This is a genomic window from Alkaliphilus oremlandii OhILAs (genome assembly GCF_000018325.1).
Lineage (GTDB): Bacteria > Bacillota > Clostridia > Peptostreptococcales > Natronincolaceae > Alkaliphilus_B > Alkaliphilus_B oremlandii.
The window spans coordinates 1,447,999-1,462,011 of the sequence record NC_009922.1 but is presented as its reverse complement, the minus strand read 5'-3'; the positions used below and the strand labels follow the sequence as shown (position 1 = coordinate 1,462,011).

13 protein-coding genes are annotated in these 14,013 nt (G+C 36.6%); 1 reads left to right on the top strand and 12 read right to left on the bottom strand.

The window, feature by feature from the left end:
* Nucleotides 1-48: 48 nt before the first annotated feature.
* The 12 genes from CLOS_RS06980 to CLOS_RS06925 form a co-directional block, all read right to left on the bottom strand.
* A complete protein-coding gene (locus tag CLOS_RS06980; protein WP_012159208.1) occupies nt 49-1,020 on the bottom strand; it encodes an ABC transporter ATP-binding protein in 972 nt (323 codons plus the stop codon).
* Between the two features lie 24 nt (nt 1,021-1,044).
* Nucleotides 1,045-2,013, bottom strand: coding sequence for an ABC transporter ATP-binding protein (locus CLOS_RS06975; protein ID WP_012159207.1), 969 nt, complete (start codon nt 2,011-2,013; stop codon nt 1,045-1,047).
* Nucleotides 2,014-2,041: 28 nt separating this feature from the next.
* A complete protein-coding gene (locus CLOS_RS06970; protein WP_012159206.1) occupies nt 2,042-2,953 on the bottom strand; it encodes an ABC transporter permease in 912 nt (303 codons plus the stop codon).
* A 41-nt stretch (nt 2,954-2,994) separates the two neighbouring features.
* Nucleotides 2,995-3,924 (bottom strand): nickel ABC transporter permease, encoded by a 930-nt coding sequence (gene nikB, locus CLOS_RS06965; protein WP_012159205.1) that lies wholly within the window; start codon nt 3,922-3,924, stop codon nt 2,995-2,997.
* A gap of 114 nt (nt 3,925-4,038) precedes the next feature.
* Entirely contained in the window at nt 4,039-5,586 is a 1,548-nt protein-coding gene (locus tag CLOS_RS06960) for a glutathione ABC transporter substrate-binding protein (RefSeq protein WP_012159204.1), read from the bottom strand.
* A 501-nt stretch (nt 5,587-6,087) separates the two neighbouring features.
* Nucleotides 6,088-6,510: a MaoC family dehydratase gene (locus tag CLOS_RS06955; protein ID WP_012159203.1), complete on the bottom strand. Its 423-nt coding sequence runs from the start codon at nt 6,508-6,510 to the stop codon at nt 6,088-6,090.
* Nucleotides 6,511-6,705: 195 nt separating this feature from the next.
* Nucleotides 6,706-6,897: a hypothetical protein gene (locus CLOS_RS06950; protein ID WP_041719088.1), complete on the bottom strand. Its 192-nt coding sequence runs from the start codon at nt 6,895-6,897 to the stop codon at nt 6,706-6,708.
* A gap of 40 nt (nt 6,898-6,937) precedes the next feature.
* Nucleotides 6,938-7,924 (bottom strand): ABC transporter ATP-binding protein, encoded by a 987-nt coding sequence (locus tag CLOS_RS06945; RefSeq protein WP_012159202.1) that lies wholly within the window; start codon nt 7,922-7,924, stop codon nt 6,938-6,940.
* Nucleotides 7,925-8,908, bottom strand: coding sequence for an ABC transporter ATP-binding protein (locus tag CLOS_RS06940; protein ID WP_012159201.1), 984 nt, complete (start codon nt 8,906-8,908; stop codon nt 7,925-7,927). It lies immediately after the preceding gene.
* Between the two features lie 16 nt (nt 8,909-8,924).
* Complete coding sequence (opp4C, locus tag CLOS_RS06935; protein ID WP_012159200.1) at nt 8,925-9,836, bottom strand: oligopeptide ABC transporter permease; 912 nt, start codon at nt 9,834-9,836, stop codon at nt 8,925-8,927.
* Between the two features lie 19 nt (nt 9,837-9,855).
* A complete protein-coding gene (locus CLOS_RS06930; protein WP_012159199.1) occupies nt 9,856-10,821 on the bottom strand; it encodes an ABC transporter permease in 966 nt (321 codons plus the stop codon).
* Nucleotides 10,822-10,908: 87 nt separating this feature from the next.
* Entirely contained in the window at nt 10,909-12,600 is a 1,692-nt protein-coding gene (locus tag CLOS_RS06925; protein WP_012159198.1) for an ABC transporter substrate-binding protein, read from the bottom strand.
* Between the two features lie 794 nt (nt 12,601-13,394).
* On the opposite strand from CLOS_RS06925, the gene CLOS_RS06920 reads away from it, so the two are divergent.
* The gene (locus CLOS_RS06920; RefSeq protein WP_012159197.1) at nt 13,395-14,009 is read left to right on the top strand and encodes an NUDIX hydrolase; all 615 of its coding nucleotides are present in this window, start codon (nt 13,395-13,397) and stop codon (nt 14,007-14,009) included.
* Nucleotides 14,010-14,013 lie beyond the last annotated feature (4 nt).

Sequence of the window (14,013 nt, the reverse complement as noted above, 5' to 3'; positions counted from 1 at the left end):
TCCTTCGAAAATACTTTATAAGTAGAACTTTTCCTATTCGTTATAGGACTACTTTTTCGCAGGCTTTAAATTACCAGTAAAATGACATGCTACATAGGTTTCATTACCGATATTTTTTAGCTCTGGCATTTCTTGTTTACAAATTTCTTGTCTGTACTTACATCTTCCATAGAAACGGCAGCCTGGTGCTGGATTCACTGGGCTTGGCACGTCTCCTTCTAGAAGGATTCGGTCTCTTTGTACATCGATTTGCGGTACTGGAATCGCCGAAAGTAACGCTTGTGTATATGGATGCTGCGGTGTCTTGAATATGGTTTTGTAATCTGTCAGTTCCACTATTTTTCCTAAATACATTACCGCAATTCTATCACTTACGTGCTTTACAACGCTCAGGTCATGGGATATGAATAAATAGGTCAGCCCCATTTCTTTTTGCAAGTCATCCATCAGGTTTAATATCTGTGCTTGAATGGATACGTCTAAGGCAGATACAGGCTCGTCTTGTACGATAAATTTTGGTTTTAGGGCCAAGGCTCTTGCAATACCGATCCTTTGTCTTCTTCCACCATCTAACTCGTGTGGGAATACATTGGCTAATCTTTCTGCTAAACCTACGGTTTCCATAAGCTCTCTTACTCTCTTATGCATATCGGCTTTGTCTTTAAATACTTTGTTTACAACCAATGGCTCTGCTATAATATCGGAAAGGCTCATTCTTGGGTTGAGTGATGCAAATGGGTCTTGGAATACAATCTGCATCTCTTGTCTCATCTGTCTCATTTGTTCTTTATTGAACTGCAAAATATCTTTGCCTTCGAATATAATTTCTCCATCCGTTGCTTCTAGCAGTCTTAATACAACTCTACCTGTAGTTGATTTACCGCACCCGGATTCTCCAACCAATCCTAGGGTTTCTCCTTTATTGATATAAAAGTTTACATCATCTACTGCATGAAGTAATCCTTTTTTTGTATTGAAGTATTTCTTCAGATTTCTAGCTTCTATTAATTTTTCTGCCATTTTTTCACCTCCTGTTTTTTTATCCTATTTTTCATATAATAGACAGTTTACGTAATGTCCCGGTTCTACTTCTGTTGCCTTTGGTACTCTCTTGCTGCATTCTTCGGTCGCCTTTGGACATCTTGGATGGAATGGACATCCTGATGGCAGGTTTGTAGGGTCTGGCATTAGTCCTTTGATTGGCTTTAGTCGATCTTCATCTTCTTCTATATTTGGTATGGAGTTGAATAGTCCCACTGTATACGGATGCTTTGGCGCTGTAAATAAGCTTCTCTTATCGGTATATTCTACTACCTTTCCTGCATACATGATGGCTACTTTATCGCATATATCTGCAACGATTCCTAGATCATGGGTAATCATAATCATGGATGTTTTGAATTCTTTCTTTAAGTTTTTCATCAATTCTAGTACTTGAGCTTGAATTGTTACGTCTAACGCTGTCGTTGGCTCATCGGCTATTAGAAGTGCTGGGTTACAGGCTAAGGCGATAGCGATTACTACCCTCTGTCTCATTCCTCCACTGAATTGGTGTGGGTAGTCTTTTGCTCTTGCTCCTGGTATCCCTACTTTTTCAAGCATTTCTTGTGCCTTTATTAAGGCTTCTTTTGCATTTACTTTTTGATGCAGCTTGATTACTTCTCCAATTTGATCGCCTACGGTCATAACCGGGTTTAATGATGTCATTGGGTCTTGGAAAATCATGGATATTTTGTTTCCTCTGATCTTTCTAAGCTCTTGTTGATTTTTCTTTAGGAGGTCTTCTCCTTCGAAGAAGATTTCTCCATCTACGATTTTACCCGGAGGGTTTGGAACTAGCTGCATGATCCCTAAGGCTGTCGTTGTCTTTCCTGCACCTGTTTCTCCTACAAGGCCTAGGGTTTCTCCTGTTCCTACTTCTAGGTTCATATCTTCTACGGCTCTCACTGTTCCATCTTCTGCCATATAATGGATGGCTAGATTTCTTATCTCTAATAAATTCTCTTTGCTCATATATTTTTACACTCCTATCCTTTTTAGATTAGTTCTTTAATCTAGGGTCAAGTGCATCTCTTAAACCGTCTCCTAGTAGATTGAGAGCAAATATTGTAATCATGATTGCGAGTCCTGGGAAAGTTGCTACATACCAGTTATCTCTCAGATACTCACGCCCACTGGATAACATTGCTCCCCACTCTGGTGTTGGTGGTTGAATTCCAAGTCCAATAAAGCTTAGTCCTGCTGCTGATAATATTGCTCCTGCAACACCTAATGTTGCTTGTACGATAATTGGTGCCATTGCATTTGGCAGAATATGTTTTGTAATGATCCTAAAGTCGTTTGCTCCTACAGCTCTGGCTGCTTCAACGAATTCTTGATCTCTTATGGATAATACCGATGCTCTAACGATACGGGCATAGGACGGAATGGATCCAATCCCTACAGCGATCATTACGTTTTGTAATCCTGGTCCTAGAGCTGCTACAATGGATATGGCAAGTAATATACTTGGAATTGCAAGGAGAATATCCATAGCTCTCATGATGAAGTTATCTAGTCTACCACCATAGTATCCTGCAATAGAGCCCAAGGCTCCGCCTATGATGGCTGAAATACCTACGGCGATAAATCCTACCTGTAGGGAGATTCTTGATCCATAAATAATACGGCTTAAAATATCTCTACCAAAGTTGTCTGTTCCTAATAAATACTGTGAGTTTGGTGAGATTAATCGATCCTTTAGATTTTGATCATCGTATCCGTATGGCGCTATAAAGTCCGCAGAAAGTGCAAGGAACACTAAAAGAATAATAATAACTAGGCCGAACATTGCCATTTTGTTTTTCTTTAATCGATTGAACACGTCTCGCCAAGGTCCTGTTTTTTTCTTTTTCTTTGCAGCATTGTTATTTGTAACATCTATGGTTTTAGTAGATGTTTTTTCTAATGACATAAATTTGCCTCCTTTTCCGATTGAAATGTTATATTCTCTATTTATTTGTACTGTGATTTGATTCTAGGGTCTACAAAGGCATATAGAATATCTACAAGAAGGTTTATTGCACTAAAAGTAATCGCAATGAATAATACGCCACCTTGTACAATCGGGAAGTCTCTTGATTTAATTGAATCTACCATTAAACGTCCTACCCCTGGAATTGAGTAGATAGATTCGGTTAATACAGCCCCGCCTAAAAGTCCTCCAAATTGAAGACCTACAACTGTAATAATTGGAATAAGTGCATTCTTTAATGCATGGGTATTGATTACAACGGACTCTGCTTGTCCCTTTGCTCTGGCAGTTCTAATATAATCGGCACGAATGACTTCAAGCATACTGGATCGAGTCATACGTGTAATTGTGGCTGCAGATCCTGTTCCTAAAGTAAGGGCTGGTAATACCATGTGTTTTAGACTGGTAAAGCCAGAGGCTGGTAGCCATCCTAGTTTTACTGAGAATAGTAGAATGAGCATCAGTCCTTGCCAGAAGTTTGGCATTGAAACCCCTACTAAAGCCAGTACCATACTTACCTGGTCAAATATTGTATATTGTTTTGTTGCAGATATGATTCCTACTGGAATACCGATTGATACCGCTACTAAAACCCCGATGGATGCTAGCTTTAAAGTAGCTGGGAATCTAGACATAATTTCATTTGCTACAGGTCGCTTTGTTGCATAGGAACGACCGATATCTTGATCAAATACTGCCTTTTTTACATAATTTCCATATTGAACAAGGAATGGATCATTTAACCCTAATTCCTCTCTTAATTTTTCAACTTCTTCCTTCGGTGCTGATTCACCTAGCATAATCTTTGCTGGATCTCCTGGTGTCATATACATCAATGTAAATACAATAAAGGATACACCCAACATAACGGGAATTAGCATCGCAATTCTCTTAATAATATATTTATGCACTATGAATCCTCCTTCCTGAATTTTCAAACTATTCCATTTTTACTTTCTACTAACTATAGGTTGATAGGGTCATTTATTGTTATGACCCTATCCCTTGTAGTTATTTAGTTTGTATTACTCAAAATATACTGAATTTAATCTATGGTGTCCAGCTGGATGTTGTACGAATCCTTTTACATTACTTCTTACACCATCTACGTTTTCACTATTGTTTAAGAAAATCCACGGAGCATCATCTCTGATGATTTCTTGCGCTTCTAAATATAATGCTTCTCTTTCTGCTTGGTCTACACTTACTCTAGCCTTTTCTAATAATTCGTCTACTTTTGGGTTCGCATAGAATGTTCTATTACCAGCGTCTCCAAATTGTGAAGAATGGAATAATGCATATAGACCGTAATCTGGATCTCCTGTTACAGTACCCCAACCTAAGATGAACATATCATGCTCTCCAGCAGCTGTTCCATCTAGGTAAGCTCCCCACTCAACTACTTTTACTTCAGTTGTAATATTAATTTCTTTTAATTGGTTTTGTACGATTTCTGCGATATCCATTCTTGTTTTACTGTCATTTGTCCAAATAGATGTTGTAAATCCATTTTCAAGACCTGCTTCTTTCATTAATTCTTTTGCTTTTTGTACATCGTACTCATATGGTTTTAAGTTTTGGTTGGAACCCCAAACATTTGGTCCTAAAGGTCCGTAAGCAACACTACCTACACCTTGCATTACTGCTTCAATAATAGATTCCATATCAATTGCATGGTTGATTGCTTGACGTACTCTTACATCATCAAATGGTTTCTTTTGAACGTTAAATCCAATATAGTTTGTTGATAAATTTGATTGTCTCATTAATGTTAATTTATCATTTTCTTCTACTCTCTTCATATCCGTTGGTAAAACATCATATACAATGTCTACTTCACCAGTTTCAAGGTTGATTGTTCTATTTGTTGCCTCTGCAATATTTCTAAATTTGATTTTTTCTACTTTAGCTTTTTCACCATGGTATTCTTCGAATCGAACTAAATTGATTTCGTCACCATTGATCCAGTTCTCAAATTTAAATACACCTGTACCCACTGGCTTTTGACCATAATCATCGCCAGCTTCTGTTACAGCTTTTTCATTTAAAATACTTGCGCCTGTATGTGCTAAATGAGCAAGTAATGGAGCAAATGGTTCTGTTGTTGCAATTCTAATTGTGTAATCGTCTACGATTTCAATTGCATTTTTATTGATTGCTCCAACAATGTGTCCTACATTCGGAGACTCTAAAGCTCTTAATAATGTGAATTTAACATCACTTGCTTTCAGTTCTTCACCGTTGTGGAACTTAACACCTTGCTTTAATTTAAATTCAAATGTTAAATCATCAATTTTTTCCCAAGATTCCGCAAGTCCTGGTTGTAACTCCATATTTTCATCTTGCACTACTAATGTTTCATTAATTTGCTTGATTACTCTTGAAGATGGGTTATCGTTCGATGCATGTGGGTCTAATGTTTTAGCGTCTGCACCTTGCGCTACAATTAATGTATCTTTTACTGTGCCGTTACCGCCATTAGCGTTTTCACTGCCTTTGCCACAGCCTACAGCTGCTAACATCAGTACAATCATCATACTAACTAACGATAGTATTTTCTTGTTTTTAAACATTCTTTTTTTCCTCCCTCATTATATACAATGCTTATTTAATAATAAAAAATGCGAGTCCTATCTTTTTTGTATATTTGCAATTTTTCATGCAGAATTTAAAATCGATAAGCATTTGCATTTTCTAAATTAAAGCTATTATATACCTGTATTCGTAAGCATTGCAAGAAGAATACGAGTTTCTTAAGATATCTTAACATTTGGAATTGCTGAACTTCGTCATTTTTTTAACCAAAATTATATCGGTTTTATACCTACCGATTTTTCAATATTTCATGTCTTAACTTCATTTTTTCTTCTTTTATAAATCTTCAAAAAATATACCGTACTTTTTAATTTTTCTTAACAAAATATGAATTTGAACAGAATTGTTCAAATATTCCATAAAAAAATAATACCTTTTTTTTACTTAAAGGTATTATTTTGGTTTTTATTCCAATATTTCATTTGAATCTTAGGTCCATTTAATCTCTTATAATCAAAATAATGTACTTCTACTTTCTACTATTTTCCTTTTGGTGGCATTACGGTGGCAACACCATCTAACACTAAGGTGCCCTCTTGGTTTGTACATGTGGTTTTTAGCTTTACTCTTTTCTTCTCTTCAATAATCTCGATCACTTCCACCTGAGCCTTTACGGTATCACCGATTCTAACTGGTGCTAAAAACTTTAATTCTTGTGCCAAATAAATAGTTCCAGGTCCTGGGAGGTGCATTCCTAAAACTGCAGATATGAGTCCAGCTGTCAGCATTCCATGAGCAATTCTACCTTTAAACATCGTCTTTTCTGCCTCAACCTGATTGATATGAGCAGGATTTAAATCGCCAGTAATTCCTGCGTACAAGTACACATCGGTTTCCGTGATTGTTTTCTCGAAACTTGCCGTGTCACCTATTTTGATCTCTTCCATTGTTTTTCCTACCATCTGATATCATCTCCTACAATTTATTCTTTCCTCTATTCTACTATATAATCAACCCTTGTTTTATGCAATAAGATAAGGAGAGAATATTCCCTCCTTATCTTATTTTGAGCACTTGAACTCTAAGCTCTTTCTAGAATTATGTGGGACATAAAGTTTGTGAACCTGAGAGAACAAATTTTATTTTCGTATACAACATTATTTAATCCAGAGGCTTAATAAAAATACAACAACGAGATAGGAGCCTACAACGCCTACAACGTAAGGAAATAACACTTGAAAAGCTGCTATAATGAACGCTAATATATCTGTCCAATCAAATACCAAGTCATCCTCTAAGCCATTTTCTGAATACTTGGGGCCTTCATTCTGTCTTTTTTTTCTAAACATGCTCTTTTCCCTCCGTTCTTTAGTTATAGACTACAATATATTATATTAAATGACAAGCAACAAAATGTTCTGGTGCCACTTCTCTAAATTCAGGAATTTCGACTTTGCACCGTTCTGTTGTATGAGGGCATCTCGTATGAAATCTGCATCCTGTTGGCGGATTTGCAGGGCTAGGAATATCTCCCTTCAATATGATTCGGTTTCTTTTAATCGTAGGATCTGGAACAGGAATAGCAGATAATAAGGCCTGTGTATACGGGTGTAATGGTGATTTATAAAGCTCATCCTTCGTGGTTAGCTCAACCATACTTCCTAAATACATTACCCCAATTCTATCGCTGATATGTTTTACAACACTTAAGTCGTGGGATATAAATAGGTACGTTAATCCCATTTCATCTTGAAGATCCATCAATAAGTTGATAACCTGCGATTGAATAGAAACGTCCAGCGCAGAAACCGGCTCATCACATACGATAAATTCAGGATTCAGAGCTAAAGCTCTCGCTATACCGATCCGTTGTCTTTGACCACCACTGAACTCATGCGGATATCTTCTGATATGGTAGGGTGCAAGACCACATTTTTCTATAATATCGCTCACTCTATCATTGACTTCTTTTCCTTTTTTAGCCATACCGTGGTGTACTAAAGCCTCGCCAACAATTTGAGCTACTGTCAAGCGTGGGTTCAGCGAGCTATATGGATCCTGAAATACGATTTGCATTTTAGTTCGTAGCTGAATCAACTCTTCCTTTGAAAGACCAAAAATTTCTTTTCCTCTATAATAAACTTCACCATCTGTTTTTTCTAGGAGATTGAGTATCGTTCGTCCTGTTGTAGATTTCCCACAGCCAGATTCCCCTACAATCCCTAGGGTCTCTCCTCTTTTAATTGTGAAGGATATGTCTTCTACAGCACGTACATGACCGATTGTACGCTTTAAAAATCCACCTTTGATTGGAAAATATTTTTTTAGGTTTTTGACGACAACTAAATTTTCTGTCTCCTTTATCAATTCTGCCATCTATTCCACCTCTCTTTCATTATTATATAGCCAACAACGAACCTTACGTCCGCCGCCTATGGATGTCAATTCTGGAACTTGCTTTTTACAAACTTCCATAGCGTGGCTACATCTTGGGTGGAATGAGCAACCTTCTGGCATCGCTAAAGGATTCGGTACGCTTCCTGGTATTACATCCAGCCTTTTAGCACTGCCTTCTAAACTTGGTTTCGATTTCATTAAACCAATCGTATAGGGATGCTTGGGATCTTTAAACAAATCGATAACGTTTGCATCCTCTACAATTCTTCCTGCATACATAACGATAACGTGATCTGCCATTTCAGCAACAACACCTAAGTCGTGCGTAATCAACATAATCGCAGTATTTAATTTTTCCTTTAACTCCTTCATAAGCTCTATAATCTGAGCCTGAATGGTAACATCTAGTGCTGTAGTCGGCTCATCTGCAATCAAAAGCTTCGGATTACAAGAAAGCGCCATAGCGATCATAGCTCTCTGTCTCATACCACCACTAAATTGATGCGGATAATCGTCTACCACTTCATCTGCTCTGGGTATACCAACTAGCCTTAGCATTTCAATACATTTTCCTCTTGCCGCTTTCTTGTCCATTTTTTGGTGCAGCATTATAGCCTCCATAATTTGGCTGCCAATTGTAAATACAGGGTTTAAGGATGTCATTGGTTCTTGAAAAATCATTGCAATATCATTTCCTCGGATCTTTCGTATCTCTGCCTCAGACATTTTTACGATATCTCTATCTTCAAAAAGAATCTCCCCACCAACAATTTTTCCAGGAGGAGTTGGTATCAGTCTCATAATAGACATCGAAGTAATGCTTTTTCCACACCCGGACTCTCCTACAATTCCTAAAGTTTCTCCCGGCTTTAAATTAAAATCAACGCCATTTACTGCTGGAACGATACCATCTTCGGTATAAAAATGTGTTTTTAAGTTTTTTACTTCTAATAAATTTTTCATACTTACACCTCCTCAGCTATTGTTTTAGTCTTGGGTCTAATGCATCTCTTAATCCGTCCCCTAGTAAGTTTAAGCTCATAACGGCTATAAATATTGAAAGTCCAGGAGGTATCCATTGCCACCAACGATATTTAAGCACATATTGACTTTGAGCATCTGTTAACATATTACCCCAGGATGGTATTGGGGGAGCTACACCTAAACCTAAAAAGCTTAGAGATGATTCTGTTAATATAGCACCAGCGATTCCGATGGTAGCCGAAACGATGACAGATGCCATTGTATTTGGAAGCAAATGGGATATGATCTTTTTCATATCACTGATACCTAAAGCGGTTGCCGCTTCCATAAACTCTCGTTCTCTTAAAGATAGAATCTCTGCTCGAACAATTCGCGCGATACCTGGCCAGCCTAAAATTGCCAGTACCAGCATCATATTATAAATACTTGGCTTCAACATTGCTACAATAGTGATTGCAATCGGTAAAAATGGCAAACATGCAAAAACGTCTGCGATCCTCATAATTACGTTATCTATAGTTTTACCATAGTAACCAGCAATACCACCCAGTAAAACTCCGATAACAATTCTAAGCCCTGTAGAAACAAAACCAACAGTAAGGGAGATCCTACCACCATATAATAATCGTGTTAGAATATCTCTTCCTAATGCATCTGTTCCTAATAAATGCGCACTACTAGGCTTGGCATTTGAATTTAAGAGGTCAGTAGCATCACGTCCATAAGAGGTTAAAAATGGCGCAAATATGGCCGCAAAGGCCATGATGGAGATCATTATTAGACCAAGCATCGCCAGTTTGTTTCTTTTTAAACGTTTCCACATGATTTTCCATGGACCTACCACGGTAGCTTCTGTGGCCAAGTTCTTATTTTCTTTTTTAGTCGTTTCTTTTTTTTCGCTTATCATATTACTCTTCCCCCCCTTTTTAGTCCAATCTTATTCTAGGGTCTACAAATGCATAGGATATGTCTGCTATTAAGTTACCGAATAAGGTAAAAATAGCTAAAAACATGTTGATTCCCATCATTAGCGGGTAGTCCCTTTGTAAAACTGCCTGATGCTGTAATTTTCCTATTCCGGGAAGTACGAATACCATCTCCGTCATTAACGCCCCTGAAAATAGCGTAGGAAGAGAAGCCCCCAATAAAGTAATTACGGGTATTAGTGCATTTCTTAAAGCATGCTTATAAATAACGACCTTTTCTTTTAAACCTTTTGCTCTCGCTGTACGTATATAGTCTTGTCGGATTACTTCCAGCATACTGGATCGAGTGTATCTCATGAAGCTACCTGCACCAGTTAAACCAAGAACTACTAACGGTAATATACTGTGTTTGAATATATCTGGAAAATTTGTTCTAAAAGATAATGGTCTACCAGGGGTTACCAAACCTGATATTGGGAACCAGCGGATATCGATTGAAAACTTTTTAATTAAAAGTAATGCAAAGAAAAAAGCTGGAATGGATATTCCCATCAGTGCAAAAACAGTTCCAGCCGTATCAAATATGGAATACTGTTTTGTTGCTGAGATTACCCCAATTGGTATGGCGATAATTAAACTTAAAATCATAGATACAAATGCGATATAGAATGTTGCCCACATTCTTTCGCCAATGAGTTTTGAAACCGGTTGCTTCAATTGTATGGAACTACCAAAGTTTCCTTGTACCATATTTGTAATATAGTCCAAATATTGTTCCGGCCCTGACTTATTAAGTCCATATGCTTCTTCTAGTTTTTGCATTTGCTCTACAGTCATATTAGGATCTGCATAAAAGGATGCTAAGGGTGACCCTGGCGCTAATTGGAATATGGAAAAAAGCAGGATACTAACGCCAATTAAAATCGGGATTTGCTGTAGAAGTCTTCTTACAATGTATTTACCCATATATATTCCTCCTCGTCTGAGATTTATAAGTACATATAGCCTAGGAACCTAGGCTATATGCTTATAAAGTTAATTAAGGTTTTTTAGTTATTGAGCGATTTCTATTAAATGAGAATTTTGTGTCCACTGAGTAAATTCTGTTGGGTTAAAGTTTTTAACTCTCTTGTTTACTAGCCATGGATTCATTCTTACATAAACGAATATATATGGTAGTTCTTCGTTAAATTCTTTTGCAAGCTCTTGATAAATATCTTTACGCTTCGCTTGATCGAATTCCGCCTGACCTCTAATCATTAACTCTTCAATTTTTTCATTTTCAAAGAAGCCCTTGTTATTCCCTGGTGCAAATGTAGTTTTACTGAATGTAGAGTACATATCTGGGTCTGCAGTTAAGCTCCAAGCCATATTGAACATATCCCATTTGTCCTTATTTCCTGGATCATTCGTTAACTCTGATAAAGAGTTAAAGTCCATTAACTCGATTGTACAATCAACACCGATTTGTTTCCAATTGTCTGCAGCTAGTGCAGTGATCTTTACAGCCCACTCTGAATCACTGTAAGATGTCCATTTGAATGCTAATTTCTTTCCATCTTTATATCTAAATCCATCAGATCCCATAGTCCAGCCAGCTGCATCGAGTAATTCTCCTGCTTTCTGTGGATTATAGTCGTATGGATTTAATTTGCTAGCATCTGGATATGCCCAGGATACTGGTGAAATTGGAGCATGTGCAACTTCTCCACCCAAATCTCCAAAGAAGGATTTAACGAAGCCATGTCTGTCTAAACCGTAAACAAGTGCCTGTCTAACGTTCTTATCTTGGAAAATTGGGTTGCTGAAGTTAAATGCAGCATATGCATAACCATTGTTCCAGTTATTCAAAAGATTAGAATGCTCATATCCTTCGATTACTTCGTAGTTTTCCTTAGAGTTTTCAAAGTTCACTGCATCGATAGAACCGATTTCAAACTCAGATAACTCGTTCTGTCTAGCTACGACCTTCCAAATGATACCATCAAGCTTTGGCGCTCCTTGCCAGTAATCTTTGTTTGGCTCTAATTCTACGTATTGTTCAACTTCGTATTTCTTTAATTTAAAAGCGCCGTTTCCTAATGGATCACGATCTAAAGCAGCCATTTCATCTGCACTTGCTTTTTCATAGTAATGTTTTGGTATTGGACAAAAACCTGCTATTTGTCTTAAGGTAGTTGCTCTAGCTTCATTTACAGTAACCTCAACGGTATACTTATCTAAAGCTTTAACACCTTCAGCAGTTTTCGCATTTCCTTTTTTTACATCGTCAGCACCAACGATACTTTGCATTCCTGCAATATATAGTCTGCCCTTATAATCTGGTGCAAAGATTGCATTGTAACTGAACACTACGTCATCTGCTGTTACATCAGTTCCATCATGCCATTTAATACCTTCTCTCAATTTAAAGGTATATACCAATCCGTCTTCAGACACTGTATATTCTTTAGTCAAAGAACCGTCTGTTGTTAAAGCACCGCTTGGTTCAACTTCTAGTAGATAAGTAAATATTAAGTCATAGATATATCTATCATACGCTGTACTAGAAGTAAGTGGGTTAAATATACCCTGTGGACTTGTTCCACCTACTGTTAAAACATTACCTCTCTCTGCTCCTGGAAGTTTTGCTACTGGCGTCTCTGTACCTGGTTCAACTACTGCTGGTTCCTTAGGTGCACACCCTATAAGGAAAGTAGATACTACCATTGTGAAAATCAATAATAATACAATACTTTTTTTCATCTTGTTTCCCCCTTAATGATATTTTGTGTCCAAAACTTTTTTAATCCATCCTTTTTTTGCATTCCCCCTTTCAAAATATTAAATAAGTTTTAAAGTTAAGAATTTTTTAATTTTTATAAGTATTCTATACAATTTAACTTTATCCTGCTTTATTATAAAAATAACTTTTAGTTTTTAGAGATAAATATACAACATATCGTATATTTATCTATTTTACATCTATATCTATTGATGTTTTTCAATTTTCACCAAAATCCCTCCTGGGATTTCTGTATATTTTATTACATTTGTTTAATATTTTCAAGCATTTTATTTCTTTTTTGTAATTATTTCGTTTCTCTAAATTAAAATCTCTGGTATAATGAATGTCTAAATTAAAGTATGAGCCACCAACCTTTAAAGTAAGGACTTCTTGAAAGGATGTACAAACCTCGATGTAATTTAATAATTGTGTTCATTCAGGTCTTGAACTTTAAAACAAATGAATATGAATCTATTTTCGTATTCTTTCCAGAAATTCATGATCAGAATAAAGAAAGTACTCAGATTATTACACTAATAATATCTCGGAGTAAATCTTTGAATATTTATACGGATAAATTTTATTAAAATTATCAATGAGTACCCCTTTCGATTTTCCATTCCTAATAAAAAACTTCTATTTAATCTATAGATATGCTGGTGGACGTAACCTATTCTTAAAATATAATCCAAGCATTAAAATGGATTTATGGATACAATTTGGACTTTTTAAAACCTTTGATGGTATAATACATAAAGAGAGGAGGTCTTTAATGATGGACATTCAATTGATTAGAAAGGCATTACATAATAAAAAGCCAGTACTTTTGGATATTGTTCATGAGTCGGCAGTTCTTATTCCAATCGTTGAAATCGATAAAAGCTGCCATATTCTTTTCCAAGTTCGTTCTCTTTCCCTGAGCAAGCAACCCGGTGAAATATGTTTTCCTGGTGGAAAAATCGAACCCTATGAAACTCCTATGGAGTGTGCAATACGTGAAACATCGGAGGAATTAAATATTCTTGAAAATAATATTGAAGTGATGAGTGCGCTGGATTATTTGGTTACACCTTTTAATATGGCCATATATTCATTTTGTGGCATCTTAAAAGATGTAGACATTAGGGCGTTGGACTTTAATCAACACGAAGTTTCTTCTATATTTACGGTGCCCATAGAAGAATTATTACGTCAGGAACCAAAGGTCAGCTCCATGATGATTCATACCGAAGCTACAGATGACTTTCCTTTTCACCTCGTTCAAAATGGCAAGGCTTATGATTGGAAAGCTGGAACGTATCCTGTTTACTTTTATCAATATAATGACTATGTCATATGGGGAATTACTGCAAAAATATTAAAGGCTTTTTTAGATACAATCAAATAGAGAA